This is a genomic window from Aeromonas sp. 604282 (assembly GCF_049170575.1).
GTDB classification, from domain to species: Bacteria; Pseudomonadota; Gammaproteobacteria; order Enterobacterales; family Aeromonadaceae; genus Aeromonas; species Aeromonas veronii_A.
Map to the genome: position 1 here is coordinate 1 of NZ_JAAKMV010000014.1, position 25,576 is coordinate 25,576.

The following is a 25,576-nucleotide window of genomic DNA, read 5'->3' on the forward strand; positions in this document are numbered from 1 at the left end:
AAAAATGATTTAGATGGGTCGTTAGCTCAGTCGGTAGAGCAGTTGACTTTTAATCAATTGGTCGCTGGTTCGAATCCAGCACGACCCACCATCATTTCAAGAATCCCAGGTCGTTTAGCTCAGCTGGGAGAGCACCTCCCTTACAAGGAGGGGGTCACTGGTTCGATCCCAGTAACGACCACCAGTTTGTAAAAAATGATTTAGATGGGTCGTTAGCTCAGTCGGTAGAGCAGTTGACTTTTAATCAATTGGTCGCTGGTTCGAATCCAGCACGACCCACCATCATTTCAGAATCCCAGGTCGTTTAGCTCAGCTGGGAGAGCACCTCCCTTACAAGGAGGGGGTCACTGGTTCGATCCCAGTAACGACCACCATATTCGCAAGCGAGGCTGAGATATCAGCTGCAATTGCAGAGAAAGTCCCCATTCAGATGGGGATTTTTTTTGCCCGCAATTCAGTACTTCAACTTCTTCTATTGCTGGTGTGGCGAGCCGAACGCCACCTCTTATTGCGCCACTCTGCCACTCCGATCCTTCTTCATCCTGCTCTTCCGAGATTGTTCGACGGCCACTGACTTCACTCCTGTCCATCGTGATGCTGCTTATATGAACGCCTGTTAAAGCAAACGCTAGCAATAAAAAGGGCAGGCCAAAGCCTGCCCGCACGGATGCGCAAGGTGTTACATGATCCCGCGGATCAGGATCCCGCTGATCAGCAGCGGCGCCACCACGCGCCAGCACCAGAGCAGCGCCAGACGCAGGGCGGGTGACAGGCCCGCAGGCAATATGGCATCACCCAATCGCCAGCCCAGCAGCAGGGTCAGTACCAGACCAAACAGCGGCATCATCAGGTTGGAGGTCAGATAGTCGAGCAACTCGAAGATGGTCTTGCCAAACAGGGTCAGATAGCTCCATGGGCCGAACGACAGGCTCACCGGAATGCCGGAGACCATGATAAGCAGGGTCAACACCCGGCAGGCACCACGGCGCGACCAGCCCCACTCCTCGGTGGTGAAGCGCACCAGATGCTCAAGCATGGAGATGGAGGAGGAGAGGGCGGCGACCAGCAGCAACAGGAAGAAGACTACCCCCAGCCCCTGACCGAGCGGCAGATGACTGAACACGGCTGGCATGGTCATAAAGGTGAGTCCTGGGCCTGCGGTAGGGTCGATACCGGTGGAGGCCAGTGCCGGGAAGATCATCAAGCCCGCCAGCACCGAGATAAGGCTTGCCAGTGTGACCACCCAGACCCCGGAGCGCAGCACCCCTTCGCTATTGGGCAGGTAGGCGCCATAGGTCGTGTGTACCCCGAGCCCGATGGAGAGGGAGAAGAAGGCCAGTCCCAACGCGTCCAGCACGCTCTGGCCGGTCAGCATGGAGAAGTCCGGCAGCAGCAGCTGGCGTACACCCGCCATGGAGCCCGGCATGGAGAGGCCAACCCCCACCAGCAGCAGCATCATGATGAAGAGCGCGGGCATCATCCAGCGCAGTGCCCGCTCAACCCCTTTCTGAATACCCCCCTGCACGAACCACCAGGTCAGGCCTGCGAAGATCAGATGGGTCAGCACCGGCCACCAGGGGTTGCTGACATAGCCGTTGAACAGGGCGGTGAGGGCGCTCCCCTCGCTCAGGTTGAGCTTGCCAGCCATCGCCAGCGCGGCGTAACCCACGGTCCAGCCGCCCACCACGCTGTAGAAGCTGTAGATAAAGAAGCCGCAGGCGATCCCCATATACCCCATCCAGCGCCAGTTCGGCCCCACCAGTTTGCGAAAAGCGCCTAGCACCCCGCGCTGGCTATGGCTGCCGAGCAGGGTTTCGCCGACCTGTACCGCTGCCCCCAGGGTGAAGCTGAACAACAGAAACACCAGCAGAAAAGCGCCACCGCCATTGGTGGCGGTCACATAGGGAAACTTCCAGATGGCACCAAGGCCAATCGCTGTGCCTGCTGCGGCCAGCACATGACCGAGACGGGAAGACCACTGAACCTGGCTCATACAACCTCCGGGTAACACGACATCGAAGCAATACTCCTGAGTAGCAATAAACGACAGACCATAAAAAAGGCCGCCTGAGGCGACCTTTGCAATGAACATTCAGAAAAACTGTGCGTGCAAGGTCACCTCTCTTGCGAGCTAAAAAATCGACCAAACAGCACGAGGATGGCAGACATGAGGTGACAACCTGACTAATGAATGGGGAAACAGCCTAAACCATGGAAAGAATAATTGACACATAAAATCAAAATTTTTTATGTGTGCCGCTGTCACCACTCTGGCTATACGTACAACTCAGTGGGGGAAAACCTCGCCGGGCCGTATCTTTTCTACCTTGTGGCTATTTACTGGGCGATAATCGACGTAGCTTCTTCTGGAACTAGTGGCCGCGACATGGCGCCGACGGGAACAACGATGAGACAGGATGTCGTATGAGATGGATGGTGCTGCCCTGGTTACTGATCAGCCTGAGTGTGTCGGCGCAGCCCGGATTAACCCTGCTGAGTCACGACTTACCCCCCTTTACCGAATACCGCGACGGCAAGCTCGACGGATTTGCCATTCGCCTGATCGATGAGGTGCAGGAGGAGCTTGGCACCCGTTATCCGGTGCGGATTTACCCGCTCAAGCGGGCGCTGGCGCTGGCACGGGTCGAGCCCGGCTATGGACTGTTCGTGGTACAGCGGCTCCCGGAGCGGGAGTCCCATTTCAAATGGGTTGGCCCGCTTTTTATCAATAGGGTCTTTATCTATCAGGCGCCGGATAGTCGCCACCCGCTGACCTCGCTGGCACAGCTGCGAGATCTGCCCAGAGTGGGGGTAGTGCTGGGCAATGCCGATGATGTGCGGTTGACCCATGAGGGCTACACCAATCTGGTGCGCTACAAGACAGTCGGGGAGGCGATAGAGCGGCTGATGCTGGGCAAGATCGATGCCTTGCCGATGGCGGAGCTGGTGATGGAGGCCACCCTCGACAAGATGGGGTTATCCCGGCGCAGCATTGTCAGCAGTGGTGTACTGCTCCATCAGGCCGGTCTTTATATCGTCTTCTCCAAGGGAACGGATGATGCCGAGATCACCCGCTGGCAGCATGCCCTGGAGGCCGTCAGAGCCGCACAGGGGCGGGCCGATGAGCCCACCCGCGAAGAGTAACCGTCACACCAGACCGCGAATCAAGATCCCGCCGATCAGCAAGGGGGCAATCCAGCGCCAGCAGTTCATCAGCAGGTGATGCCAATGGCTGGCAATCCCCTGCGGCAACGCCTTGCGTCCCAGCTTCCAGCCCAGCAGCAGCGTCAGCATCAGGCCGAACAGCGGCATCATCAGGTTGGAGGTGACAAAGTCCAGCAACTCGAAAATGGTTTTGCCAAACAGGGTGGCGTGTTGCAGCGGGCCAAACGACAGGCTGACCGGAACACCGCTAACCATGACGAATCCAGTGATGGCGCTGCAGGCCGTGCGCCGGGACCAGCCCCAAGTCTCGCACAGGAAGCATTGCAAATGCTCCAGCAGAGAGATGGCGGAGGAGAGCGCCGCAAAGACCAGCAGGGCGAAGAAGATCACCTCAAGCACCTGACCGAAGGGCAGCAGCTGAAATACCGCCGGCATGGTCATAAAGGTGAGACCGGGGCCGGAGGCCGGGTCGATACCGGTCGAGGCCAGCACCGGGAAGATCATCAAACCCGCCAGCACAGCCACCATGCTGGCCAGCAGCACCACCCAGAGGCTGGAGCGACCAACCCCTTCGCTGGTCGGCAGATAGGCGCCGTAGGTGGTGTGGATGCCAAGACCGATGGAGAGGGAGAAGAAGGCCAGCCCCATGGCATCGAGCACGCCGGACATCCCCAGCTTGCTGAAGTCGGGCATCAGGAAGTGACGTACTCCCGCCATCGCATTGGGCAGGGTGAGGCCAAAGGCGACCAGCATCAGGATCATCAGGAACAGGGCTGGCATCATCCATCGCAGGGTGCGCTCCACCCCTTTCTGAATGCCCCCTTGCACCACCATCCAGGTGAGGACGGCAAACAGCAGGTGAGTGAGGATTGGCCAGACGTCGCCGCTGACATAGTCATTGAAGCGGGCGGTGAGGGCCGCCGCATCCCCATGGTTGAGCTGGCCTGAGATGGCCATGCCGGTATAACCCAGGGTCCAGCCGCCCACCACGCTGTAGAAGCAGTAGATGAGCAGGGTAGAGATCACCCCCATTACCCCAACCCAGCGCCACTGTTTGCCGAGCAGATCGGAGAAGGCACCCACTACCCCGCGGCGACTCATGCTGCCGAGCAGGGTCTCCCCCATCAATACCGCCACCCCCAGGGTGAAGCTGAACAGCAGAAAGACCAGCAGGAAGGCGCCACCGCCGTTGACGGCGGTGACATAGGGGAATTTCCAGATTGCGCCGATACCGACCGCGGAACCCGCTGCGGCGAGGATGTAGCCGAGTCGGGATGACCATTGGGACTGCTTCATAAGAACTCCAATCGAGCGCCCCTTGGCAGGGGCAGAATGGCGCTCATGTTACGGAGGTCACGACGCAATCACTACGACGGTTATCAGGTGTAAATGCGATTTATTGGCATGATTGGCTAATTTAATTCTGTTTTTTGCCCAATCCTGCCACCAAATAAAAACCGGAGCGAGATTGCTCCGGTTTGGTCTCTGACAACTGCTCGTCGGCGGACTAGATCACCCCGAGCTCCCGCAGCCGCTCCATCAGGTAGCTGTGGGCGGTATGACGCTCGGAGAGCACTACATCCGGGCGCGGATGGAGGAACAGCGGCAGGGAGATACGCGACTTGCTGGCACTGCCACCGGTCGGGTTGATGACGCGGTGAGTGGTGGAGGGGTAGTAGCCGCGAGAGGCCTCCTGCAGCATGTCACCGATGTTGATGATGAGGGTGCCAAAGTCGCACGGCACGTCCATCCACTCGCCATCGGAACCCTTCACCTGAAGCCCTGGTTCGTTGGCGGCGGGCAGAATGGTAAGCAGGTTGATATCTTCGTGGGCGGCGGCGCGGATGGCGCCCGGCTCCTCGGTACCATCGAACGGCGGATAGTGCAGCACCCGCAGCAGGGTCTTCTGGCTCTCTTCGATCATCGAGGAGAGGGGGCTGCTGTAGTTGGCGGCGATATCGGCCGGGGTGTACTGCTCGACCCAGCCCAGCAGCTCGGCGGCCAGACCGTTGGCGAGGCGATAGTATTCCATCGCCTGCTCCTTCAGCTCTTCCGGCATCTGGCCCCAGGGGTAGATGTGGAAGTACTCCTTGATGTCTTTCTGGCTATGGCCTTTGGCCACCTCGGAGACCGAGGGTGGGAAGTAGCCATCCTGGGTCTCGCGGTTGAACAGGAAATCCTGCTTCTGCTCGCTCATGAAGAAGCGATACCAGTTGTCGTAGATGGACTGCACCAGCTCTTTCGGGATGGGGTGGTTGGTCAGCACGCCAAAGCCGGTGGTTCGCAGGGATTCGGTGAAGCGTTGGGCCGCATCGGGTGAGCGGTAATCGACGGTCAGGACTTTCATTGTTTTTGTTGCGCGCCAGTTAAAAGATGGGGCAGTTTACCTTGCGCCTGATAACAAGGAAAGCGGGTTGGCCGCCCGTCTGGCACGGCGTTTAATAGTGACAAAAACATCAAATAAACCGCGCCAGACCGCACGGGAGCGCATCCCTTGTTATGGCCTTTTATCCTCTCTAGAATGCCGGTCACTATCTTTTCCGGAGTCTGTTCATGTCCCCCAAAATCCTGTTGCTGACCCTGCCGGTATTGCTGGCGGGATGCAGTGCCCTGTCAGAAGATGAGTGCCGCACCATGAGCTGGTACAACCTGGGTTATCAGGATGGATCGGAAGGCAAAACCCGTCAGGCGACCCGCGATTACGTTTCGTCTTGCAGCGAATATGGCCTCAAAGTGGATGAAGCCGAGTGGAAACGGGGCTACGACAAGGGGCTGGAGCTCTACTGCATTCCCGAGCTGGCCTACAGCAAGGGCAAGGAGGGGCAGGCCTATCTGGGGGTATGCCCCAATAATGCCAGCTTCCTCAAGCAGTATCAGCGTGGCTACGAAGAGTACAAACTGGCTGCCCGCCTGCGGGAGATCAGCGACGAGCTGGAGCGTACCGAGCGGGATATCGATACGCTGGAGCGCAGCATCCGCAACGAAACCAACACGGAACAGCGCGACTACTACCGCGCCAAGCGCGATCGGGCCATTCGCCACTACGAATCCCTGCGTCGGGAGTACAACCGTCTGCGTTATCCGGATCGGGTGATTCAGTTCTCCTTCGGCGGTTAATCCCTCTCTTCATGGCCAGCCCGCGTGCTGGCCATGTTGCACCTTGTCAGCTCAGGGCAGTACCCAGCGCTGTAGCGCAAGTGCGATGCCATCTTCGTTGTGGTCGGCCGTGACCCGATGGGCATGGCTCTGGATCTGCGGCGCCGCATTGCCCATGGCCACCGCCAGCCCAACTTGCTCGAACATGCTGATGTCGTTGTTGTTATCCCCAAACGCCACCACCTGCTCCATCGCAATCCCTTCGCTGGCTGCCCACTGGGCAAGCCGGTTGCCCTTGCTGCAACCGGGCTGTACCAGCTCTACCGCATAGGGGGCCGCCCAGTCGCGGGTAAAGGGCATCTGCTCGACCACCTCGCCCATAAAGGTGTGCAGGCGTGCCGGATCCTGATTGAACAGCTCCAGCTTCCAGACCGGGTTGTCGAGCCAGCCTGCCAGCTCCTCAACCGGGTGGAGGGCGATCTTGAGGTGGTCCGGCTGATTGGCCGACCAGTGGCGGATGCGGGTGACATGCTCTTCGCAGCCGATGTAGCCGATCCCCTCGCTCAGGTGGAACAGGGCGCCCATCTGCTGCGCCTCGACCGCGGCCAGCAGCTCGGTAAGCGGGGCGGCCGCCAGCGGGTCGCCGCTGAGGATCCGGTTCTGCACCGGATCATAGAGATAGGCGCCGTTGCTGCAGATGAGGGGGGTATCGAGGGCCAGCTCGTGGTGGAAGGGACGCGCCGTCATGTAGTGGCGCCCCGTGACCAGCAGCACCTTGATACCGTGGGCGCGGGCCTGCGCCAGGGCTGCCCGGGTGGCCGACGAGATCTTGTGATCCCGGGTCAGCAGGGTGCCATCCATATCGAGCGCGATGGCCTTGTACTCACTCATAGCTCCTCCAGCATCGAACAAATCCGCAAAGAGCCTTACCGTCCCAGACCCGGCGCCCCGATGCAAGTCTTGCCCGCGGCCGAAGCGCCGAACTGTGATCCCTTCGTGGCTCAGGTGCAGCTTGCCAGCTGTTGACGACGGTCGGCACGGCGACGCAGCAGATAGAAACCGGCGGCACTGGCAAGGGAGCAGAGGGTGGCGAGATAGAAGGGCCACTCGGTACCGGCCAGCAGCACCAGACTGCCGAGCAGCACCGCCAGGATCTCGCTGCCCACGGCGAGGGCTCGGTAGAGCCCCATCGCCTGCCCCTGCTGCTTCGGGTGACTGCGGTTGGAGATCGCCACCGAAGTGGCCAGCTCTCCCAGACTCATTCCGATGCCAGCGGGAACGAAGGTAAGCGCCAGTCCCCACCAGTGCACGGGCAGGATAAAGAGCAGCATACCGCTCGCCATCACCAGATGGCCGACAATGCCGAGGGAGCTGCCGCGCCAGTGACGGGCGATGCGGGAGCCGAGCCAGGAGCCCGCCATCATGGGCAGGCTCACCAGCACCGCCGCCTGCGCCAGCTGGGCCGGATCCCAGGCCAGCCGCTCCACCAGCCAGATATTGAAGTAGGTGAAATAGAGCTGCACGGCGCCATAGCTGATCAGGGTGAGCGCGAAGTAGGGCAGCAGGGCCGGTTGCAACAACAGCTGGCGGCTGGAGAGGGTCGCTGCCTGACGGGTGGCCGCCACCGGCGGACGATAGGGGATCAGCCAGTAGACCAGCAACAGGTTGAGCAGGGTCATTCCTACCGCCAGCCAGGCGGCCAGACTGTAATCCCCCGAGATCACCGCGGCGTAGCCCCCGATCATCGGCCCCACTACCCAGCCCAGATTCATACCGATGTTGATCCAGGCGAAGCTGCGTGCCTTGTGCTCCTTGCCGGCGAGATCCGCCGCCATCGCCTGCACGATGGCTATGTTGCCGTTGCATAGCCCCTCCACAATCCGGCTGAGCAGCAGCAGGGGGAGGGAGCGCCAGGCGATACCGAGTGCCATCAGGGCATAGCCTGCCAGTACCCCCGCCAGCGAGAGCAACAGCAGTGGCTTGCGGCCATAGCGGTCGGAGAGGTGCCCGAGCCAGGGGCTGCCCACTAGCTGGAACAGGGGATAGAGCCCCATGATGACCCCCAGCCACACCTTGCGGCTCCAGTCGGAGGCTTCCGGCGTCAGCATGCCGTGGGCCGGATCCAGCAGCAAGGGTGCCAATACCGGGGAGGGGAGACTGAAGCCTGCAACTGCCAGCGTGACCGTCATGACCAGCACCCAGAGGGGATTTTTGTGCCCGTGTTTCTCCATGTTGCACCCATTAAGTAAAGTTATTGGTTTATTTATGCTGATTCATAGGCGGGATTAAGTAAAGTGAATTGTTGATTTAATAAAGGGCGATCCCCATAATGAGACCATGAACGCAAGCACCGACAAGATCCTGTTTCTGCTCAAGAGCCATGGCCCGCAGAGCGCCGCCGCGCTGGGGGAGCAGTTACAGATGACCTCCATGGGCGCCCGCCAGCACCTGCTCACGCTGGAGCAGGAGGGGTGGGTCACATTCAGCGACGAGGCCCGCGGGCGCGGTCGTCCCGTGCGGCTGTGGCAGCTCACCGAGCAGGCCTGGCAGCGCTTCCCCGATAGCCATAGCGACCTGACCGTGCAACTGATCGACAACGTGCGCGAGCTGTTTGGCGAGGAGGGGATGGAACGGCTGATCCAGCAGCGGGAGCAGCAGATGCTTGCTCGTTATCAGGAGGCGCTGGGGTCCCATGGTCTCTCTGGCCGGCTGGCGGCGCTCAAGGAGCTGCGCACTCGCGAGGGCTACATGGCGGAGATCCGCCGCGAAGAGGATGGCAGCTGGCTGCTGTGGGAGAGCCACTGCCCCATCTGTGCGGCGGCGCGCACCTGCCGCGGTTTCTGTCGCAGCGAACTGACGCTGTTTCGCCAGCTGCTGGCGCCGGCGACGGTGGAGCGGGAGCAATATCTGCTGGAGGGGGCGCATCGCTGCCTCTATCGCATCACGCCGCCCGCGCTCTGATTTCGTCAAACGCCCAAAAACAACAAAGCAGGCGCCGGGATGCCTGCTTTGTTGCCTTCGGGGAGGGGGTTCTCTCGTTCCAGCCCGTCGTTTCCCGATAAGGTAAGACGGCTGATGGGGCTCTTGACCCGGTAAGGTCCTTCACCGCAGAGACCCGGTCAGGTATCTGCTTTGCCACCGGAAGATGTAACCATAGTATCCCTCCCGTGCCGGTGAGTGGTTGCAAAGTAACCACTTATTTCGGTTGTTTTTGCAATAGTTCACCCTTAATCTAGAAAAAGTAGATTAGTCATTGCAACGAGGAAGGGTAAATGCTGAAACTTGATCGCATAGACAGACATATTCTCGAGCTGATGCAGGAGAATGGCCGCATCAGCAATCTGGAACTGGCCGAGTTGGTCGGGCTCTCCCCGTCCCCCTGCTCCCGCCGGGTCAAGGCGCTGGAGGATGCCGGTCTCATCGACACCCACGTTACTCTGCTCAACGCCCGCCAGCTTGGCCTCACCCTCACCGCCTACATTCACATTTCCATGGACAGACACACGCCCGAGCGGTTCGAAAACTTCGATCGTGCCATCAGCGAACTGCCCGAAGTGCTGGAGTGTGATCTCATCACCGGCAATGATGCCGACTACCAGCTCAAGGTGGTGGTGCGCGACATGGAGCACTATCAGCACTTCCTGCTGGACAAGCTGACCCATATTCCGGGGGTAACCGGGGTGCGCTCCAGCTTCGTGTTGCGCCGCATCAAGCACAAGACGGCGCTGCCGCTCAACCATCTGGGGTGAGCCCGCGCAAGCCGCTTATATAAACAGAAAGAGGAGGCCAGTGGCCTCCTCTTTTGCTATTCGCTCTTGGTTATTCGGTAGTGGTTATCGGGTCTGGATTAGCTGTCGCGGTGACGGGGAATGGCGACTGCCGTGGTCAGACGCTGACCTGGCTGATGTCTTCCACCTGCAGCAGCCAGCCGCTCTGCTCCTGCTGCGGTTCACCGCTGACTCGCAGCCGCTCGCCGGTCGGCACCCACTGCCCCTCGGGCAGGGAGACCAGCAGGCTCTCGCTGCCGTTATCGAACACCCAGCGATCTTCGCCAAGCGATTCAATCAGATAACCTTCCATCTCCACTCTGGACTCGGCTTGCCAGGATGGCGCAACGGAATCACGGCTCTCGATGAAATCCCCCTGAACACCAAAACTGGCTAGCCCCCACAGAATGGAGAGCCCAACGATGGATGTTTGCATCTTGTCTCTCCTCTTTTGGAACTGTAGGGCCAGTATGGGAACAGAAAACTGAGCGCACCATGAACAAGGTGGCAAAGTGCTGGCGAGATCGCGAAAAAATCCGGCCAATTGGCCGGCAGCGTCATTTTATGGTGCCTGGATCACACTATTTGGCGGCTTCTTCTGCCATCCGTTCAGCTCTTGGCTTATTCGTCCACATGGCTACCCCGCGATGATCCCCACAGATCCCCTCTGCCACCACGGCGCGAACCCGGGTGCCATCTTTGCAAATGGCCTGCCAGGCGTCGGCATCATCGATGGCGAGCGAGTTGGGAGGCGGCGTGGTTTGGCAAGCCGTGAGCAGCAGGGCGCACAGGGGGAGCAATTTTTTCATGGCGGACTCCTCGGGGTGATGGGGGACTGAGAGGATTGGAATGGCCTCTCCATCCGGGCTTCACTCCCCAGCATCAGTGATAACCGGTTAAGGGGCAAGGGGAGGGGCCACCGACAGGCGCAGGTGCCGTGCAGCCGGGGCTTGCCCTGTGCCCTCCTTGGGCCTAAGGTGGGGCCGTTTTATTGCCTGATTGAAGGAGCGTTTTCATGTCCACTCTCTATCCCCGCGTCGGGGTCGGCGTCATCCTGACCAACGCCCAAGGCCAGGTGCTGCTTGGCAAACGCAAGGGAAGCCATGCCCCCTACTGGTCGATCCCGGGTGGTCATCTGGAGTTGGGGGAGAGCTTCGAGTCGGCGGCGATCCGCGAGGTGGCCGAGGAGACCGGACTTGAGATCCATGGGCCCGAGGTGGTGGCGGTGACCAACAATCTGGAGACCTGGCGCGAGAGCGGGTTGCACTATATCTCGGTGACATTGTACGCCCAGGCCGATGGCGAACCGCAACTGCTGGAGCCGGAGAAGTGCGAAGGCTGGGTCTGGTGCGATCCGCGCGCGTTGCCCGAGCCCCATTTCGACGCCAGCCGTCAGTCCATCGCCTGCTGGCTGGCGGGACGCTGCTATCTGCCGGGTGATGTGCCCATGGTGTCGGCCTAATCAGTCTGATAGTCATAAAACGATCATCGCGCTGTCATAATATCCCCTCTCCATCGGGAGAAGAGGGATGAGGGAGAAGAGCGTGGGACAGGTATTTATTCAGTTTTTATGGCTGGGCTGCATCAGCTTTGGTGGTCCGGCCGCTCATATCGGCTATTTCCAGCGCACCTTCGTCCAGCGGCTCGGCTGGCTGACACAGGCCGAATTTGCCCGCTTGCTGGCGCTGTGCCAACTGCTGCCGGGGCCCGCCTCCAGCCAGCTTGGTTTCGCCATCGGTCGTCATCGCGCCGGTCTGGGCGGGGCGCTCTCTGCTTTTCTTGGCTTCACGCTGCCCTCATTTCTGCTGCTACTGGCGGCCGCGATCGGCATCGGCCAGCTGGGCAGCAATCTGTGGCTCGATGCGGCGCTGCACGGCCTCAAGCTGCTGGCGCTTATCGTGGTGGCCGATGCGGTGTTCACCATGAGTCGTCAGTTCTGTGCCACTGGAGTGACCCAAGGGATCATGGTGGTGACCGCTGCGGCACTCTGGTGGCAGCCCGGTCTGCTGACTCAACTGTTGATGCTGGCGGGAGCGGCGCTTATCTGCGCCCGCAGCCAGCGCGGAGCGGGTAGTCGCCCAGCCTCCGCCGAGTTGCTTTCTGCCGCCAGCAGTCAGCCTCATTGGCCGACCCTGCTGCTGTTTGGCATCCTTTTTATCGGTCTGCCGCTGCTCGGTAGTCCGCTTGGCCAGCTGGTTGCCGACTTCTATCGCGCCGGTAGTCTGGTGTTTGGTGGTGGCCATGTGGTGTTGCCGCTACTGCAAGAGAGCGTGGGCCACACTCTCAACGAGCAGCAGTTTCTGACCGGTTACAGCCTGGCCCAGTTGGTGCCGGGCCCCATGTTTACCCTCGCCACCTATCTTGGTGCCCAGTTGCAGCCCGAGATGCCGATGATCGGGGCCCTGTTGGCGACCCTGGCGCTGTTTGTGCCCGGTTTTCTGCTGCTCTGGGCGGTGGGCCCCTGCTGGCAACAGTGGCTGGCCCGGCCCCGTCTGGCGGGGGCTGTCACCGGCATCAATGCTGCCGTAGTGGGCTTGTTGCTGGCGGCCCTCTATCAGCCGGTGTGGCAGAGTGCGGTGCTGGCGCCGACCGATCTGGCGCTGGCGGCCATCGGCTTTTATCTGCTGCGGGTGTTGAAGTTGCCGGTGCCGGCCATCGCGGCCCTGTTGGTGATGGCTGCTATCCTGCTGGCGTGAAGCCGGTGAAATCCCGATAAAAACGGCGCCTCCGTGATGGAGGCGCCGGTTTTATTGCAATGGGTAAGCCGTTCAGACCTCGGGATCGAAATCCAGACTCAGGCTGTTGACGCAGTAGCGCTGGCCTGTCTCGGTCGGTCCGTCGGGGAAGACGTGACCGAGGTGAGAGCCGCACTGGCGGCAGGTGATCTCCACCCGCTTCATGCCGTGGCTGTTGTCTTCGGTGTACTCCACCGTCCCCTCGATGGCCTTGTCGAACGAGGGCCAGCCGCAGCCGGAATCAAACTTGGCTCCTGAGTGAAACAGCACGCTCTTGCAGCAGACACAGAGGTAGTCGCCGCTCTTGCGATTGTGGAGCAGGGCGCCGCTGTAGGGGCGCTCTGTGCCCTTCTCCCAGCAAACGTGAAACTGCTCGGGGGTCAGTTTGCTGCGCCACTGTTCCGGATTGTTACTGCTCATACCGACTCCTTGCCATCCATACCGGAGCCCAGCATAGCGGCTCCGTAAAGCTGACTCCAGCATGCCTCTTATGCTTTGCCTGTATCTGTGATCGAGGTGGCAACCATCTCCTCACCGGATGCAGGGAGAATTTCCTGCTGCGGTGGTTGGGCATCCTCCGCCGTGCTGGCCAGCGCCACCCGCTCCAGCAGTTTGAGGGAGTGGGCCCGGCCGACTGCCACCTGCCGTTTGATGTCATCCGGCAGGAAGGGCAGCCCATCGTTGGTGGCGGTGTCGATGGTCTGGATCCACTCCAGCCCTTCCCCCGGCGGCGGCAGGCGGAACTGGATATCGTAGTCGCTGGCGTTGAACAGCACGTACCAGCGCTCGCCGACACAGTTGATCATGCCGATATCCATGGCGAACGCCTGCCCCATGGGGGCGTGCCAATCCTGATCGGTGAGCTGGTGGCCGTCCGGGTGATACCAGTTGACCTGATGGCAGTTGGACGGGGTGCCATTCCAGCTGTCGTCGCTCAGCTGCAGGTTGGAGAAGACGCAGGACTCCGCCCGCAGCGCCATCATCTGCTGGGTGAAGGCGAACAGCCGCTCATCCTCCGGTCGCCACTGCCAGTTGACCCAGCTGATCTGGTTGTCCTGACAGTAGGCGTTGTTGTTGCCAAGTTGGCTGCGGCCCATCTCGTCCCCGGCGAGGAAGTGGGGAGTCCCTTGGGAGAGCAGCAGGGTGGCAATCAGATTGCGCTTCTGCTGCTGGCGCAGGCTGTTGACCCGCGGATCCAGAGTCGGCCCCTCTACCCCGTGGTTATAGGAGAGGTTGTTGCCGTGGCCGTCCCGATTGTCTTCACCGTTGGCCTGATTGTGGCGCTGGTTGTAGGAGACCAGATCCTCCAGGGTGAAACCGTCGTGATAGCAGAGGTAGTTGACGCTGCTGTGAGGCGAGCGCCAGTTCTTCGGGAAGATATCTCGCGAGCCGACCAGACGGGTGGCAAAGTCCCCCATCTTGCCCGCATCACCGCGCCAGAAGGCGCGCACAGTATCGCGGTAGCGGTCATTGATCTCCTGCCACTGGCTCGGGAATTGACCCAGCCGGTAGCCGAAGGGGCCGATATCCCAGGGTTCGGCGATGAGCTTGACCTGTGACAGCACAGGGTCGGCCATCACCGCCTTGAAGAAGGCTCCCATGGGCTCGAACTCTCCCGCTTCCCGCGCCAGCGTCACCGCCAGATCGAAACGGAAGCCGTCCACCTGCATCTCGGTGACCCAGTAGCGCAGGGCATCGAGCACCAGTCGCAGGGTGTTGGGGTGATCCAGATTGACGCTGTTGCCACAGCCGGTCACGTTGGCGTGACGGGTGTAGTCCGGGCCGTGGGGGCCTGCTTCGAAGGCGTAGTAACCGGCGTTGTCAAAGCCCTTGAACGAGAGGGTAGGGCCGTCGAAGCCAGAGGCGGCAGTGTGGTTGTAGACCACATCCAGGATCACCTCGAGCCCGGCCCGGTGCAGCTCGCGCACCATGGTCTTGAACTCGGTCACTGCCTCGTCTGCTCGGGTGCTGTAACGCGGCTCAGGGGCGAAGAAGGCGATGGGGTTGTAGCCCCAGTAGTTGGTCAGTCCCAGCTGCTCCAGTCGCGGTTCCGACATGAAGGCGGCCACCGGCATCAGCTGCACCGAGGTGATGCCGAGGTTCTTCATATGCTCGATAACCAGCGGGTGACTGATGCCAAGGTAGGTGCCCTGCAGCGCTTTTGGGATCCCCGGGTGCTGCTTGGTAAAGCCCTTGACGTGGGTCTCGTAGATAATGGTGCGGGCCGGGCTGATCCCGGGTTTGCCAACCCCTTGCCAGTCAAAACTGTCATCCACCACCACCGACTTGGCAATCATCCTAGCACTGTCCCCCTGATAGAGGGCTTCATCCCAGTAGGTGGGACGGCTGAGCGCCTTGGCGTAGGGGTCGATCAGCAGTTTTTGCGGATCGAACAGCATCCCCTCCTGCGGGGTACCATAGACCCGGTAGCCGTAGCGCTGACCGGCCTTTACGCCGCGTACGTAGCCAAAGCGATACTGGCCACGGCGGCCGGGCAGCTCGAGGCGCGCCAGCTCCTGCTCCTGCTCGTCGTACAGGCAGATCTCCACCTTGTCCGACTGGGGGGCCCAGACGCAGAAGTGGCAACCGTTCTCGTCAAGGCGGGACCCCAGTGGGTGGCCCACCCCTTTTTCCATTACAAGCATCAAGACTCCTGTTTGATAAACAAGGTCGCCAGCGGCGGCAGATCCAGCACTATGCTGTGTGCCATCCCCTGCCAGGGGGTCGGCTCGGCAGCGAACACCAGACCTACATCATAGTTACTGCCCCAGTAATACTCGCTGTCGGTGTTGAGCACCACCCGATAGTGGCCTGCCGCAGGGACGCCGATCCGATATTCGATACGGGGCACCGGGGTGAAGTTGCAAGCCACCACAATAGCCTGCTTGCCCTCTTTGTCCGCCCGCAGCCAGGCAAAGATGCTGTTGTCGGCATCGTTGTGATCCAGCCAGCGGAAGCCGGTCTGCTCATAATCGGCCTGATACAAGGCAGGCTCATGACGGTAGAGGTGGTTGAGATCGTGGATCAGCCGCTGCTGACCGGCATGCTTGGGATATTGCAGCAGGTGCCATGGCAGCTGGGCGTCGTGGTTCCACTCGTTGCTCTGAGCGATTTCGGTGCCCATGAAATTGAGCTTCTTGCCCGGGTGGGCGTACATGAAGCCCATATAGGCCCGCAGGTTGGCAGCCTGCTGCCACTCGTCACCCGGCATCTTGTAGAGCATGGAGTGCTTGCCGTGTACCACCTCGTCGTGGGAGAGCGACAGGATGAAGTTCTCGTCATAGTGGTAAACCATGGAGAAGGTCATGTCATTGTGGTGGTAGCGGCGGTGGATCGGCTCTTTCTGCATGTAGGTGAGGGTGTCGTGCATCCAGCCCATATTCCACTTGAAGCCAAAGCCGAGGCCGCCGAGGAAGGTGGGGCGGGAGACACCGGCAAAGGCGGTGGACTCTTCGGCGATGGTCATGGCGTGGGGATACTTACCGTAGACCTCCTCGTTGGTCCACTTGAGCAGGCTGATCGCCTCGTAGTTGTGGTTGCCGCCATCGACGTTCGGTACCCACTCACCAGCGTTGCGGGAGTAGTCCAGATAGAGCATGGAGGCGACCGCATCCACCCGCAGGCCGTCGATGTGGAACTTGTCGAGCCAGAACAGGGCGCTAGCTACCAGGAATTGGCGCACGGTGTCGCGGCCGAAGTCGTAGATGTAGGAGTTCCAGTCCGGGTGCCAGCCACGGCGCGGATCCTCGTACTCGTAGAGCGGGGTGCCATCGAAGCGGGCCAGGCCGTGGGCATCGGACGGGAAGTGGGCGGGTACCCAGTCCAGAATGATGCCGATGCCGGCCTGGTGGCACTGGTCGACGAAGTATTTGAAATCATCGGCGGTGCCGTAGCGGCTGGTGGGGGAGAACATGCCCACCGGCTGGTAGCCCCAGGAGCCGCTGAAGGGGTGCTCGGAGACCGGCAGCAGCTCGATGTGGGTGTACTCCATCTCCTTGACGTAGGCGACCAGCTCCACTGCCAGCTCGCGCCAGCTCAGGCTGTCGCCGTTGGGGTGGCGCTTCCAGGAGCCGACATGGAGCTCATAGATGGAGAGGGGTTGCTCACGCTTGTCGTTGTGCTGGCTGGCAATCCACTCGGCATCCTGCCACTGATACTGGGCGTGGTCATAGACCACGGAGGCGAACGACGGATACTGCTCGCAGTAAAAGCCGACCGGATCGCTCTTGTGGGGCAGCCGGTTGCCCATGGGATCCTTGAGCTCGAACTTGTAGCGATCCCCAGCCTTGAGGCCCGGCACAAACAGCACCCAGTGACCGCAGAGGCTGCGCTGCATCGGGTGGCGGCGGCCATCCCAGAAGTTGAAATCGCCGATGAGGCTCACGGCGGTGGCGCTCGGCGCATAGACCGCAAAACGCACCCCTTCCACCTGCTGGCCAAGATGCTCCACGGTGCGCAGCTGGGCGCCAAGGGTGTGGTAGAGGTTTTCCGGCTGGGCGGTCAGTTCGGCCAGGCCTGCCCAGGCGGCATCCTGAAACTGATAGGGGTCGATGACCTCGGTGGTGGCATCTTGGTAGCTGGCGATCAGCTGATAGGGGAAGGAGTTTTTGCGGCGGGTGAAAACAGTTTCAAAAAGACCCGATTCATCGGTGGGCGCCAGGGTGGCAACGACTTTGCCCGACTTGAGATCCTTGACGCGAACTTCGAGGGCATCAGGCAACCAGGCGGTCAGTTTGAGGCCGGGTCCATCCGGATTGGCCTGCAGGCCTAAGTGAGAGAAGGGATCGGAACAGCGGGCAGCAACCAAACGTTCAACGAGCATCGAGATTTCCTTTCATGACAGAGCATCCACTCCGGCCGAAGCCGGAGTGGATTTAGGTGAGTGCGCTGTGGGAGACAGCGTCTCAACGACTGGCCTCATCACGGGCTTGGCTCATCTTGCCAGCCAGTGCCTTGAGTGCCTCATTGGCAAAAATATCTTCCAGATCAGCGGAGAGCTTGCGGCGCCAGTTGGGGTATTCGTAACTGGTGCCCGGTACGTTGACCGGCTTGTCCATCTCCAGCCAGTCTTCCAGCTGGGTACTGAATAGGGCGCAGCTGCCGCGGGACATGTGGATCTGCAGACCGTGGTTGAGTTCGGTGTTCATGCCGACCCAGTTCACGTCATGACTGATGTTGTCAGAGATGACCTTGTGGGCATGCAAGCTGTCGAGGATCCGCTGTTTGGCCTGGTGGCGATCAGCATACAGAGTCTTCAAAACATCTTCATCCGGATACAGCCCCAGTTGACGACCGAGCGCCAGGTCGTCGCAATGCCAGAAGCCCTTGAGGGTCGGCATGTCGTGGGTGGTCAGGGCCGACATCGCCTGCTCGGTGTAGTGCGCCGGAGAGATAAAGCCGCCATCTTCCTTGGAGCGCTCGAAGAAGAACACCTTGTAGGAGTGGACGCCGTTCTCTTTCAGAGTCACGTCGATCCCCTCCGGCACGGTGCCCAGATCCTCGCCGATCAGCAGGCACTGATTACGGTGGGATTCGAGGGCCAGAATGCCCAGCAGATCGTTGACCGGATAGTAGATGTAGGCGCCCTTGGCGGCGGACGCTCCGGGCGGTACCCACCACAGGCGCAGCAAGGCCATCACGTGGTCGATGCGCAGAGCGCCACAGGAGCGCATGTTGGCACGGAACAAGTCCACCATCGGCTGGTAGGCCGCTTCAAACAGCTTGTTCGGGTTCATCGGGGGCAGGCCCCAGTTCTGACCAAGCGGGCCGAGGATATCGGGCGGCGCACCGACCGAGGCTTTCGGGCAGTAGAGATCCTGGTTGGCCCAGATCTCGGTGGAGCCTTCGGAGACGCCCACTGCCAGATCCCGGTAGATCCCCATCACCATGCCGGCAGCCTTGGCACGGGCATCGGCTTGCGCCAGCTGCTCGTCGGCCAGGAACTGCAGATAGAGGTAGAAGTTGACATCTTGCGGGTGCGCGGCCATCCAGGCGGCAACGGCAGGATTGTGGTAATCGCGCAGCTCCTGCGGCCATACCGGCCAGCCCCAGGCATTTTCGCCTTTGGCATAGAAGTGGGCCTGCAGGGCATCAAATGCTGCCTGCTGTTGCAGGCTGTCGCCACCGGCGGCCACGAAGGCATCAAAGGCGGCCTGACGCTCGGCGCTCAGGGTGGCTTCATCGAACACCTGACGCAGCATGCCGAGTTTGGTCTGGATCACGCCGGTGTAATCGACGTTCTCTTTGGCTCGCAGATCGGCCAGATGTTGCTGGAAGGCTGGGCTTGCCACTTCCGCTTTCAGGCGATCGCTCTGCTGGAATTCGGGCACCGCTTCCACATTGATATAGGCTACGTTGAGCCAGCGACGGGAAGAGGGGCTATAGGGACTGGCGCTCTCCGGATTGGCCGGATAGAGGGCATGGATAGGGTTGAGGCCGACGAAGTGGGCACCCCAGGCGGCGGCTTTCTCAACCAGTTGGCCCAGATCGCTGAAGTCACCGATACCCCAGTTGTGGCGGCTGCGCAGGCAGTAGAGCTGCACGCTCGGGCCCCATACCTTGCGGCCATCGGCAATTGGCGCCTGCTTGTAGCAGGCCTTGGGGGCGACGATGAGGCGCATGGTGGCCAGCGGCTCGTCATTGCCCTCTTCCAGCAGCACCAGCTGGTGATAACCCAGCTCAGGGGCCATATCCAGCGTGACGCGATAGGCCTGGCACTCCATCTCTTCAAATTCGGCCACGCCGACCAGCTCACCCTCGATGGGGGTGAATTGACCGGACAGCACAGCACCCTGCTCCTGCTGGAGCTGCCAGGTGAGGGCGTCGTTGACGAATTCGATGGGGAGGCGAACCTCAAGGGTAACGGCGTCGCCGGTGCGAACCACCATCACAGGATCCAGCGCCCGCAGCCAGTGCTGGCGATGCTCCTCTTCCAGCTGCTGCACCAGTGCGGCCTCGTCATCGACGCGGTAGCCCATGGCGCCCAGCATGGCGGCCTTGCTCTCTTCTGATACCTGGGCCGGGTGGCCCCAGGCATCGACATACTCGCTGGCGATACCTTTTGCGGCAGCCAGCTGTTCAATCAGGGTGGTCATAGTTTGAGAATTCCCGCTGTGGATTCTATCTATACTATTTTGTTTGATTTTTATGGGGTGGTACTTGAACAGTGGCTCTTTGGCCATGCTAAACCGCGCACATTTTTACATATCTCTGTGAATGGTTGTGTGACCGAGTAGGCACTATTGTTGATATCTGCGCGATGCCACGATCTGGCACTTTTTTCGTCAAAACGTGGTAATCAGTTACATAAACAGAAAATTAATTTCACAGTTTTTCATGATATAGCGCAATTTCAGACAGAATGTTGGTTGACTCACCGGAGAGTTCTAGTAAATTTACAAGCGGAATTTTCTTTGACTACTGAACAGTTAGGTAACTAAATATGACTATCAAAGTAGGTATTAACGGTTTTGGCCGTATCGGTCGTTTCGTATTCCGTCTGGCTTGCGAGCGTGCAGACATCGAAGTTGTTGGTATTAACGACCTGATCGATGTTGACTACATGGCTTACATGCTGAAGTACGATTCAACTCACGGTCGTTTCAACGGTACCGTTGAAGTTAAAGACGGCAACCTGGTTGTAAACGGCAAAACCGTACGTGTTACCGCTGAGCGTGACCCGGCCAACCTGAAGTGGGGCGAAATCGGTGTTGACGTTGTTGCTGAAGCTACCGGTCTGTTCCTGACCGACGAGACTGCTCGTAAGCACATCGCTGCTGGTGCCAAGAAAGTTGTTCTGACTGGCCCGTCCAAAGACGCCACCCCGATGTTCGTAATGGGTGTTAACGACTCTACCTACGCTGGCCAGGACATCGTTTCCAACGCTTCCTGCACCACCAACTGCCTGGCACCGATCGCCAAGGTTCTGAACGATACCTTCGGTATCGAGTCTGGCCTGATGACCACCGTTCACGCTACCACTGCTACCCAGAAGACCGTTGATGGTCCGTCTGCCAAAGACTGGCGCGGTGGCCGCGGTGCGGCTCAGAACATCATCCCGTCCTCTACCGGTGCAGCCAAAGCTGTTGGCGTAGTTATCCCGGAACTGAAAGGCAAGCTGACCGGTATGGCTTTCCGTGTTCCGACTCCGGACGTGTCTGTTGTTGACCTGACCGTTAACCTGAAGAAAGCTGCCACCTACGCAGAAATCTGCGAAGCGATGAAAGCTGCTTCCGAAGGCGCTATGAAAGGCGTTCTGGGCTACACCGAAGACGAAGTTGTATCTACCGACTTCCTGGGTGAGCGTCAGACCTCCGTATTCGACGCCAAGGCTGGTATCCAGCTGAACGACAAATTCGTTAAAGTTGTATCCTGGTACGACAACGAAATGGGCTACTCCAGCAAAGTGCTGGACCTGATCGCTCACATCTCCAAGTAATTTGGGATGCGCAATCGCGTAGCTTGAAAAAGGCGGCCATTGGCCGCCTTTTTGTTTTTCGGTTTCCCCTGATGACAGGAGTCCACATGCAATCCATTCGTCCCCTGACAGCCAATTGCAAGCTTGCCAACAATGCGGCCGGCCTGCCGGTTCTCACCATTAATAACGACTATGCCAAGGCCGAGATCAGCCTGTTTGGCGCCCATGTGCTGAGCTATCAGCGTCATGGCGAGCCGGCCTCTATCTGGCTGAGCGACAAAGCGGTGCTGGATGGCAGCAAGCCTGTTCGTGGTGGTATCCCGATCTGCTGGCCCTGGTTTGGCCCGGCGCCCGCCCGCGTCGGTAGCGGCAAGCCCTCCCACGGTTTTGCCCGTACCACCCTCTGGATGCTGGATGGGGTCTCCGATCACGCTGACGGCACGCTTGTTCATCTTTCCCTGCGCGACAGCGATGCAACCCGCGCCCTGTGGGATCACTCCTTCGAGCTGGAACTGGACGTGCTGGTGGGCAAAGAGCTTTCGCTGGTGCTGACCACTCGCAACACAGGTGCTCAGCCATTGACCTATAGCGGTGCGCTGCACACCTATTTGCAGATCAGCGCACCAGAGGCGGTAAGCGTCACCGGCCTGGGCGAGCCCTATGCCGACAAGCTGACCGGACAGGATGCCAAGCAGCAGGGGGCATTGACCCTGAGCGGGCCGCTGGATCGGGTCTACTGGCAGCCAGAGGCGCTGGTGAGCGTGCAGGATGGTGAGCGCGAGATCCGGGTTGTCAGTGGCAACCACGACAGCGTGGTGGTCTGGACCCCCTGGCTGGAAGGGGCCACCGCCATGGCCGACATGAGCGACGATGGCTATCGCACCATGCTCTGCGTCGAAGCAGCCATCGCTGGCGAGGCGGGTGTGACCGTTGCGCCGGATGAAGAGCACAGCCTCTCCACCGTGATCATCTGAGCAGGATGAGGTTCAGATAAATAAAGAGGGCTCCCGCGGGAGCCCTCTTTGCATCTCGTGACGGTGGCAATCAGGCGTTGCCCTGGGTCTTGAGCTTGAGTTCGGCGGCGAAATTGAGCATCCGGTCGAGGGGGATCAAGGCTTTGACCCGCAGCGCTTCATCGACATGGATCTCGTGGCGCTCGGCACCGTCGGTGAGCGCTTCCTTGATCGCCACCAGACCGTTCATCGCCATCCAGGGGCAGTGGGCGCAGCTGCGGCAGGTAGCGCCATCGCCACCGGTCGGTGCTTCCACCATCTCTTTCTCCGGACAGGCCTGCTGCATCTTGTAGAAGATGCCCCGATCGGTCGCCACGATCAGCTTTTGCTGGGGCAGCTCTTTGGCGGCCTTGATCAGCTGACTGGTTGAGCCGACCGCATCGGCCAGCTCGATCACCGAGGCGGGGGACTCCGGATGAACCAGCACGGCGGCATCCGGATTCTGCTCTTTCAGCTCGCGCAGGGCGCGGGCCTTGAATTCGTCGTGGACGATGCAGTGGCCCTGCCAGCGCAGCATCTGCGCGCCGGTCTTCTTCTCGATATAGGCACCCAGATGGCGATCCGGGCCCCAGATGATCTTGTGACCCAGACTGTCGAGGTGCTCGACGATCTCCAGCGCAATGCTGGAGGTCACCACCCAGTCAGCCCGCGCTTTGACCGCAGCCGAGGTATTGGCATAGACCACCACGGTGTGGTCGGGATTGGCATCGCAGAAGGCGGAGAACTGCTCGATGGGACAGCCCAGATCGAGGGAGCATTCGGCCTCCAGAGTCGGCATCAGCACCCGCTTGTGGGGGCTCAGGATCTTGGAGGTTTCCCCCATGAAACGTACCCCGGCGACGATCAGGGTTTGTGCCTCATGATCGCGGCCAAAACGGGCCATCTCCAGCGAGTCACCGACGAAACCGCCGGTGGCTTCGGCCAGCGCCTGGATCTCGGGATCCGTGTAGTAGTGGGCAACCAGTACCGCCTTGCGCTCCTTGAGCAGCGCCTTGATTTCTGTGGTCAAGGTCATTCTCTGCTCGTCACTCAGGGGAAGAGGTTTGGCCGGAAAGGGGTAGTCCATTGCGACTACCGGCGGGACACTGCTCAGTGCATTGCTCATTGCGACTGTTCCATCAACGCTCGGGAAGGCAAAAATTATAACCAGAAGCCTGCCACAAACCCATCAACAAATCGGGTGAAGCGCAAGTGGGCGAATATACTCAAGTAATTCGTTGTTATTCTGCCATAAGGAGTTGTCGCATGAAGCAACGTTCCCTCAAGTTCAAGTTGTTGTGCCTTACCATGGGGCTCTTTCTGCTGACCGGGCTGGCCATGACCCTGTTGCAATCGGCCTCTTTCAGCTCCCTTCGCAATATGGTGATGACCCAGACCAGCGATGCACTGGAAGAGGAGGTCTCCCGCAGCCTGCAGTATCAGGCAGAGCGCTATGCCATCCAGATTGCCTCGCTGATGCAGAACTCCTATCAGATCCCCCTGACCGTGACCGCCCAGATTGAAGCCGGGATGGTCAAACCGGAACTGCGCTTGTCGCGGCCCCAAGTGGAGTCTCTGCTCGGCAGCAGCCTACAGCAGGCGAGCGGGATCAGCTCCATTTATGCCCAGTTTGAACCGGATGGCTATGATGGCGAGGATGGCAACTGGCTGGGCGGGGCCAGCCACTCGGTGGCAAGCAAGGGGAGTCTGGAGGTCTATTTCACCAAGGATCAGGGAGGGGCCGTCGCCCAGCAAGCGGTGGACGCCGCTGCCAGCGAGGCCAAGTTTGATACCTCCCTCAACGAGTTCGGCATTCGCAACAGCGAGTGGTATCTCTGTGGCCGCGATACCCGCCAGCCCTGCCTGATGGAGCCCTACCTCTACGAAATCAGCCCGGGCAACAAGATGCTGATGACCAGCCTGACGGTGCCCGTGCTGCGTGACGGCAAGTTTGTCGGGCTGGCCGGAGTGGATATGAACCTGCCCATCTTCCAGCAACTAGCTGAAAACCTTGGCAAGAGCCTCTATGACAACAAGGCGGATGTGACTCTGGTCAGCAAGATGGGGCTGATTGTGGGCAGCAACCGCTATGCCGACAAGCTGGGCCGTCCACTCAAGGAGGTGGGCCTGACCCTGCCTGACGGTCAGCCGGTCAGCAGCGACAGTGACTTCATTCTTCATCAGCCCATCCGGGTTGAGGCAGCCAATACCCAGTGGTGGTTGATGATCAAGGTGCCCAAGGCGCTGGCGCTGAGCAAGGCGCACGCCATCAGCAATGAACTGGGCACCCTGCTGGTGGATGCCCAGCGGCAGCAGATCATCGCCATGGGCGGGATTACCCTGTTGGTGTTGGGGTTGCTGGTCTGGTTTATCCAGACCATCACAGCGCCACTTTCTCTTATCAGCCGCCATGTGGGCCACCTCTCCAGCAACGAGGGGGACCTGACCCAGCAGATGGAGATCGACACCCATCAGGAGCTGATCGATCTGGGGGCCCAGCTCAATGCCTTCCTCGGCAAGCTGCGGGGCATGGTGCAAATGAGCAAGGGGATTGGCCAGCAGGTCTACCAGCAGGCGCGGGAGATGAAACATACCGCCGACACCATGCGCAGTAGTCTGGACGAGCAGAATCTGGAGCTGGAGAGCGTGGTAAGCGCCATGCATCAGATGAGCACCACGGCAGTCAGCGTGGCGGGTTATGCCGAGCAGGCGGCGCAGGAGTCGGAAGCGGCGACCCACCACATCAATACCGCCCAGCAGACCCTCAGCAATGCCCGCAACGAGATCCATACTCTGGTCGGCGATATGCATGAGGCGGACAAGGCGGTGGCGCTGGTGGCCCAGCGCAGCACCAATATCAGCCGGATCCTCGATGTGATCCGCGCCATTGCCGAGCAGACCAATCTGCTGGCCCTCAACGCCGCCATCGAGGCAGCACGGGCAGGTGATATGGGCCGCGGCTTTGCAGTGGTGGCAGACGAGGTGCGGGCGCTGGCCAACAAGACCCGTGAATCGACCGACGAGATCGGCCAGCTGATTGGTAGCCTGCAAACAGAGGTGAGCAGCAGTCAACGTCTGATGAATACCGGCATCGAGCGCTCCACCACCACGGTGCAGGGCACCGAGCAGGCGTTCGAGGCGCTCAATCGGGTGGTGGCGCAGATCCAGCAGATCCACGACCACATCAGTCAGGTGGCTACCGCCGCCGAGCAGCAGAGCGCCGTCAGTGACGATATCAACAAGAATTTGATGCGGATTGGTGATACCGCCAACGTGATCGGGCAGGAGGCCAGCTCCAGCCATCAACTGAGCGAGGCGCTGGAGCAAGCGGCCACGGCTCTCGCCAGTCAGCTCGATCGGCTGCGTACCTGAGTGGCCGCCAGAGAGACAAAAGCCCGCGAGCGA

General features: G+C 60.3%; 21 protein-coding genes and 4 tRNA genes. 13 read left to right on the forward strand and 12 right to left on the reverse strand.

All coding sequences use genetic code 11. From position 1 onward, the window contains the following. Positions 1-15: 15 nt before the first annotated feature. From G5367_RS15675 to G5367_RS15690, 4 genes are all read left to right on the forward strand, one after another. Positions 16-91, forward strand: a tRNA-Lys gene (locus G5367_RS15675). 17 nt (positions 92-108) lie between these two features. Further along, positions 109-184: transfer RNA gene (locus G5367_RS15680), tRNA-Val, on the forward strand. Between the two features lie 22 nt (positions 185-206). Further along, positions 207-282: transfer RNA gene (locus G5367_RS15685), tRNA-Lys, on the forward strand. Positions 283-298: 16 nt separating this feature from the next. Next, positions 299-374, forward strand: a tRNA-Val gene (locus G5367_RS15690). 305 nt (positions 375-679) lie between these two features. On the opposite strand, the gene G5367_RS15695 is transcribed toward G5367_RS15690, so the two are convergent. Then, positions 680-1,993 (reverse strand): sodium-dependent transporter, encoded by a 1,314-nt coding sequence (locus G5367_RS15695; RefSeq protein ID WP_421244583.1) that lies wholly within the window; start codon positions 1,991-1,993, stop codon positions 680-682. Positions 1,994-2,424: 431 nt separating this feature from the next. Between G5367_RS15695 and G5367_RS15700 the strand changes: the two genes are divergently transcribed. Continuing rightward, positions 2,425-3,144 (forward strand): substrate-binding periplasmic protein, encoded by a 720-nt coding sequence (locus tag G5367_RS15700; protein WP_058059681.1) that lies wholly within the window; start codon positions 2,425-2,427, stop codon positions 3,142-3,144. Positions 3,145-3,147: 3 nt separating this feature from the next. On the opposite strand, the gene G5367_RS15705 is transcribed toward G5367_RS15700, so the two are convergent. Together G5367_RS15705 and G5367_RS15710 are read right to left on the reverse strand one after the other, a co-directional pair. Next, a complete protein-coding gene (locus tag G5367_RS15705; RefSeq protein ID WP_421244581.1) occupies positions 3,148-4,461 on the reverse strand; it encodes a sodium-dependent transporter in 1,314 nt (437 codons plus the stop codon). 211 nt (positions 4,462-4,672) lie between these two features. Beyond that, positions 4,673-5,512 (reverse strand): isopenicillin N synthase family dioxygenase, encoded by an 840-nt coding sequence (locus tag G5367_RS15710; RefSeq protein WP_021229588.1) that lies wholly within the window; start codon positions 5,510-5,512, stop codon positions 4,673-4,675. A gap of 206 nt (positions 5,513-5,718) precedes the next feature. Between G5367_RS15710 and G5367_RS15715 the strand changes: the two genes are divergently transcribed. Further along, on the forward strand, positions 5,719-6,282 hold the full coding sequence (locus G5367_RS15715) for a DUF2799 domain-containing protein (RefSeq protein ID WP_421244580.1): 564 nt from the start codon (positions 5,719-5,721) through the stop codon (positions 6,280-6,282). A 51-nt stretch (positions 6,283-6,333) separates the two neighbouring features. Here G5367_RS15715 and G5367_RS15720 read toward each other — a convergent pair whose 3' ends face one another. After that, on the reverse strand, positions 6,334-7,152 hold the full coding sequence (locus tag G5367_RS15720; protein ID WP_111900214.1) for a Cof-type HAD-IIB family hydrolase: 819 nt from the start codon (positions 7,150-7,152) through the stop codon (positions 6,334-6,336). A gap of 110 nt (positions 7,153-7,262) precedes the next feature. After that, positions 7,263-8,492, reverse strand: a complete 1,230-nt coding sequence (locus G5367_RS15725; protein ID WP_421244579.1) for an MFS transporter — start codon at positions 8,490-8,492, stop codon at positions 7,263-7,265. A 106-nt stretch (positions 8,493-8,598) separates the two neighbouring features. Between G5367_RS15725 and G5367_RS15730 the strand changes: the two genes are divergently transcribed. Further along, complete coding sequence (locus tag G5367_RS15730; RefSeq protein ID WP_236351056.1) at positions 8,599-9,222, forward strand: helix-turn-helix transcriptional regulator; 624 nt, start codon at positions 8,599-8,601, stop codon at positions 9,220-9,222. 311 nt (positions 9,223-9,533) lie between these two features. Further along, positions 9,534-10,010, forward strand: coding sequence for an Lrp/AsnC family transcriptional regulator (locus G5367_RS15735; RefSeq protein WP_005304871.1), 477 nt, complete (start codon positions 9,534-9,536; stop codon positions 10,008-10,010). A 136-nt stretch (positions 10,011-10,146) separates the two neighbouring features. Here the strand turns inward: G5367_RS15735 and G5367_RS15740 are convergent, their stop codons facing one another. After that, complete coding sequence (locus tag G5367_RS15740; protein ID WP_201958292.1) at positions 10,147-10,464, reverse strand: hypothetical protein; 318 nt, start codon at positions 10,462-10,464, stop codon at positions 10,147-10,149. Positions 10,465-10,609: 145 nt separating this feature from the next. Continuing rightward, the gene (locus G5367_RS15745) at positions 10,610-10,837 is read right to left on the reverse strand and encodes a hypothetical protein (RefSeq protein ID WP_005335715.1); all 228 of its coding nucleotides are present in this window, start codon (positions 10,835-10,837) and stop codon (positions 10,610-10,612) included. Between the two features lie 206 nt (positions 10,838-11,043). Here G5367_RS15745 and G5367_RS15750 point away from each other — a divergent pair, with 206 nt between their 5' ends. Both G5367_RS15750 and chrA read left to right on the forward strand, forming a co-directional pair. After that, positions 11,044-11,490, forward strand: a complete 447-nt coding sequence (locus G5367_RS15750; RefSeq protein ID WP_164536081.1) for a nucleotide triphosphate diphosphatase NUDT15 — start codon at positions 11,044-11,046, stop codon at positions 11,488-11,490. An 82-nt stretch (positions 11,491-11,572) separates the two neighbouring features. Beyond that, on the forward strand, positions 11,573-12,724 hold the full coding sequence (gene chrA, locus G5367_RS15755) for a chromate efflux transporter (protein WP_421244586.1): 1,152 nt from the start codon (positions 11,573-11,575) through the stop codon (positions 12,722-12,724). Between the two features lie 72 nt (positions 12,725-12,796). On the opposite strand, the gene msrB is transcribed toward chrA, so the two are convergent. From msrB to malQ, 4 genes are all read right to left on the reverse strand, one after another. Continuing rightward, positions 12,797-13,183, reverse strand: a complete 387-nt coding sequence (msrB, locus tag G5367_RS15760; RefSeq protein WP_005362957.1) for a peptide-methionine (R)-S-oxide reductase MsrB — start codon at positions 13,181-13,183, stop codon at positions 12,797-12,799. Between the two features lie 68 nt (positions 13,184-13,251). Then, positions 13,252-15,408, reverse strand: a complete 2,157-nt coding sequence (gene glgX, locus G5367_RS15765) for a glycogen debranching protein GlgX (RefSeq protein ID WP_421294641.1) — start codon at positions 15,406-15,408, stop codon at positions 13,252-13,254. Beyond that, on the reverse strand, positions 15,408-17,585 hold the full coding sequence (gene glgB / locus G5367_RS15770) for a 1,4-alpha-glucan branching protein GlgB (protein WP_139478271.1): 2,178 nt from the start codon (positions 17,583-17,585) through the stop codon (positions 15,408-15,410). The genes glgX and glgB overlap by 1 nt, the downstream gene beginning before the upstream one ends. An 82-nt stretch (positions 17,586-17,667) precedes the next feature. Next, entirely contained in the window at positions 17,668-19,857 is a 2,190-nt protein-coding gene (gene malQ, locus G5367_RS15775; protein ID WP_040068254.1) for a 4-alpha-glucanotransferase, read from the reverse strand. 347 nt (positions 19,858-20,204) lie between these two features. Here malQ and gap point away from each other — a divergent pair, with 347 nt between their 5' ends. Beyond that, positions 20,205-21,200: a type I glyceraldehyde-3-phosphate dehydrogenase gene (gap, locus tag G5367_RS15780; protein WP_158112746.1), complete on the forward strand. Its 996-nt coding sequence runs from the start codon at positions 20,205-20,207 to the stop codon at positions 21,198-21,200. Positions 21,201-21,286: 86 nt separating this feature from the next. Then, positions 21,287-22,153, forward strand: a complete 867-nt coding sequence (locus G5367_RS15785; protein WP_021229578.1) for a D-hexose-6-phosphate mutarotase — start codon at positions 21,287-21,289, stop codon at positions 22,151-22,153. Between the two features lie 70 nt (positions 22,154-22,223). On the opposite strand, the gene nadA is transcribed toward G5367_RS15785, so the two are convergent. Next, positions 22,224-23,297, reverse strand: a complete 1,074-nt coding sequence (gene nadA, locus G5367_RS15790) for a quinolinate synthase NadA (protein ID WP_268012058.1) — start codon at positions 23,295-23,297, stop codon at positions 22,224-22,226. A gap of 140 nt (positions 23,298-23,437) precedes the next feature. On the opposite strand from nadA, the gene G5367_RS15795 reads away from it, so the two are divergent. Further along, a complete protein-coding gene (locus G5367_RS15795; protein WP_265061493.1) occupies positions 23,438-25,543 on the forward strand; it encodes a methyl-accepting chemotaxis protein in 2,106 nt (701 codons plus the stop codon). Positions 25,544-25,576 lie beyond the last annotated feature (33 nt).

Coding starts and splice junctions, on each gene's coding strand:
- G5367_RS15695 (WP_421244583.1), bottom strand. CDS start 1,993: ATGAGCCAGGTTCAGTGGTCTTCCCGTCTCGGTCATGTGCTGGCCGCA.
- G5367_RS15700 (WP_058059681.1), top strand. CDS start 2,425: ATGAGATGGATGGTGCTGCCCTGGTTACTGATCAGCCTGAGTGTGTCG.
- G5367_RS15705 (WP_421244581.1), bottom strand. CDS start 4,461: ATGAAGCAGTCCCAATGGTCATCCCGACTCGGCTACATCCTCGCCGCA.
- G5367_RS15710 (WP_021229588.1), bottom strand. CDS start 5,512: ATGAAAGTCCTGACCGTCGATTACCGCTCACCCGATGCGGCCCAACGC.
- G5367_RS15715 (WP_421244580.1), top strand. CDS start 5,719: ATGTCCCCCAAAATCCTGTTGCTGACCCTGCCGGTATTGCTGGCGGGA.
- G5367_RS15720 (WP_111900214.1), bottom strand. CDS start 7,152: ATGAGTGAGTACAAGGCCATCGCGCTCGATATGGATGGCACCCTGCTG.
- G5367_RS15725 (WP_421244579.1), bottom strand. CDS start 8,492: ATGGAGAAACACGGGCACAAAAATCCCCTCTGGGTGCTGGTCATGACG.
- G5367_RS15730 (WP_236351056.1), top strand. CDS start 8,599: ATGAACGCAAGCACCGACAAGATCCTGTTTCTGCTCAAGAGCCATGGC.
- G5367_RS15735 (WP_005304871.1), top strand. CDS start 9,534: ATGCTGAAACTTGATCGCATAGACAGACATATTCTCGAGCTGATGCAG.
- G5367_RS15740 (WP_201958292.1), bottom strand. CDS start 10,464: ATGCAAACATCCATCGTTGGGCTCTCCATTCTGTGGGGGCTAGCCAGT.
- G5367_RS15745 (WP_005335715.1), bottom strand. CDS start 10,837: ATGAAAAAATTGCTCCCCCTGTGCGCCCTGCTGCTCACGGCTTGCCAA.
- G5367_RS15750 (WP_164536081.1), top strand. CDS start 11,044: ATGTCCACTCTCTATCCCCGCGTCGGGGTCGGCGTCATCCTGACCAAC.
- msrB (WP_005362957.1), bottom strand. CDS start 13,183: ATGAGCAGTAACAATCCGGAACAGTGGCGCAGCAAACTGACCCCCGAG.
- glgX (WP_421294641.1), bottom strand. CDS start 15,408: ATGCTTGTAATGGAAAAAGGGGTGGGCCACCCACTGGGGTCCCGCCTT.
- glgB (WP_139478271.1), bottom strand. CDS start 17,585: ATGCTCGTTGAACGTTTGGTTGCTGCCCGCTGTTCCGATCCCTTCTCT.
- malQ (WP_040068254.1), bottom strand. CDS start 19,857: ATGACCACCCTGATTGAACAGCTGGCTGCCGCAAAAGGTATCGCCAGC.
- gap (WP_158112746.1), top strand. CDS start 20,205: ATGACTATCAAAGTAGGTATTAACGGTTTTGGCCGTATCGGTCGTTTC.
- G5367_RS15785 (WP_021229578.1), top strand. CDS start 21,287: ATGCAATCCATTCGTCCCCTGACAGCCAATTGCAAGCTTGCCAACAAT.
- nadA (WP_268012058.1), bottom strand. CDS start 23,297: ATGAGCAATGCACTGAGCAGTGTCCCGCCGGTAGTCGCAATGGACTAC.
- G5367_RS15795 (WP_265061493.1), top strand. CDS start 23,438: ATGAAGCAACGTTCCCTCAAGTTCAAGTTGTTGTGCCTTACCATGGGG.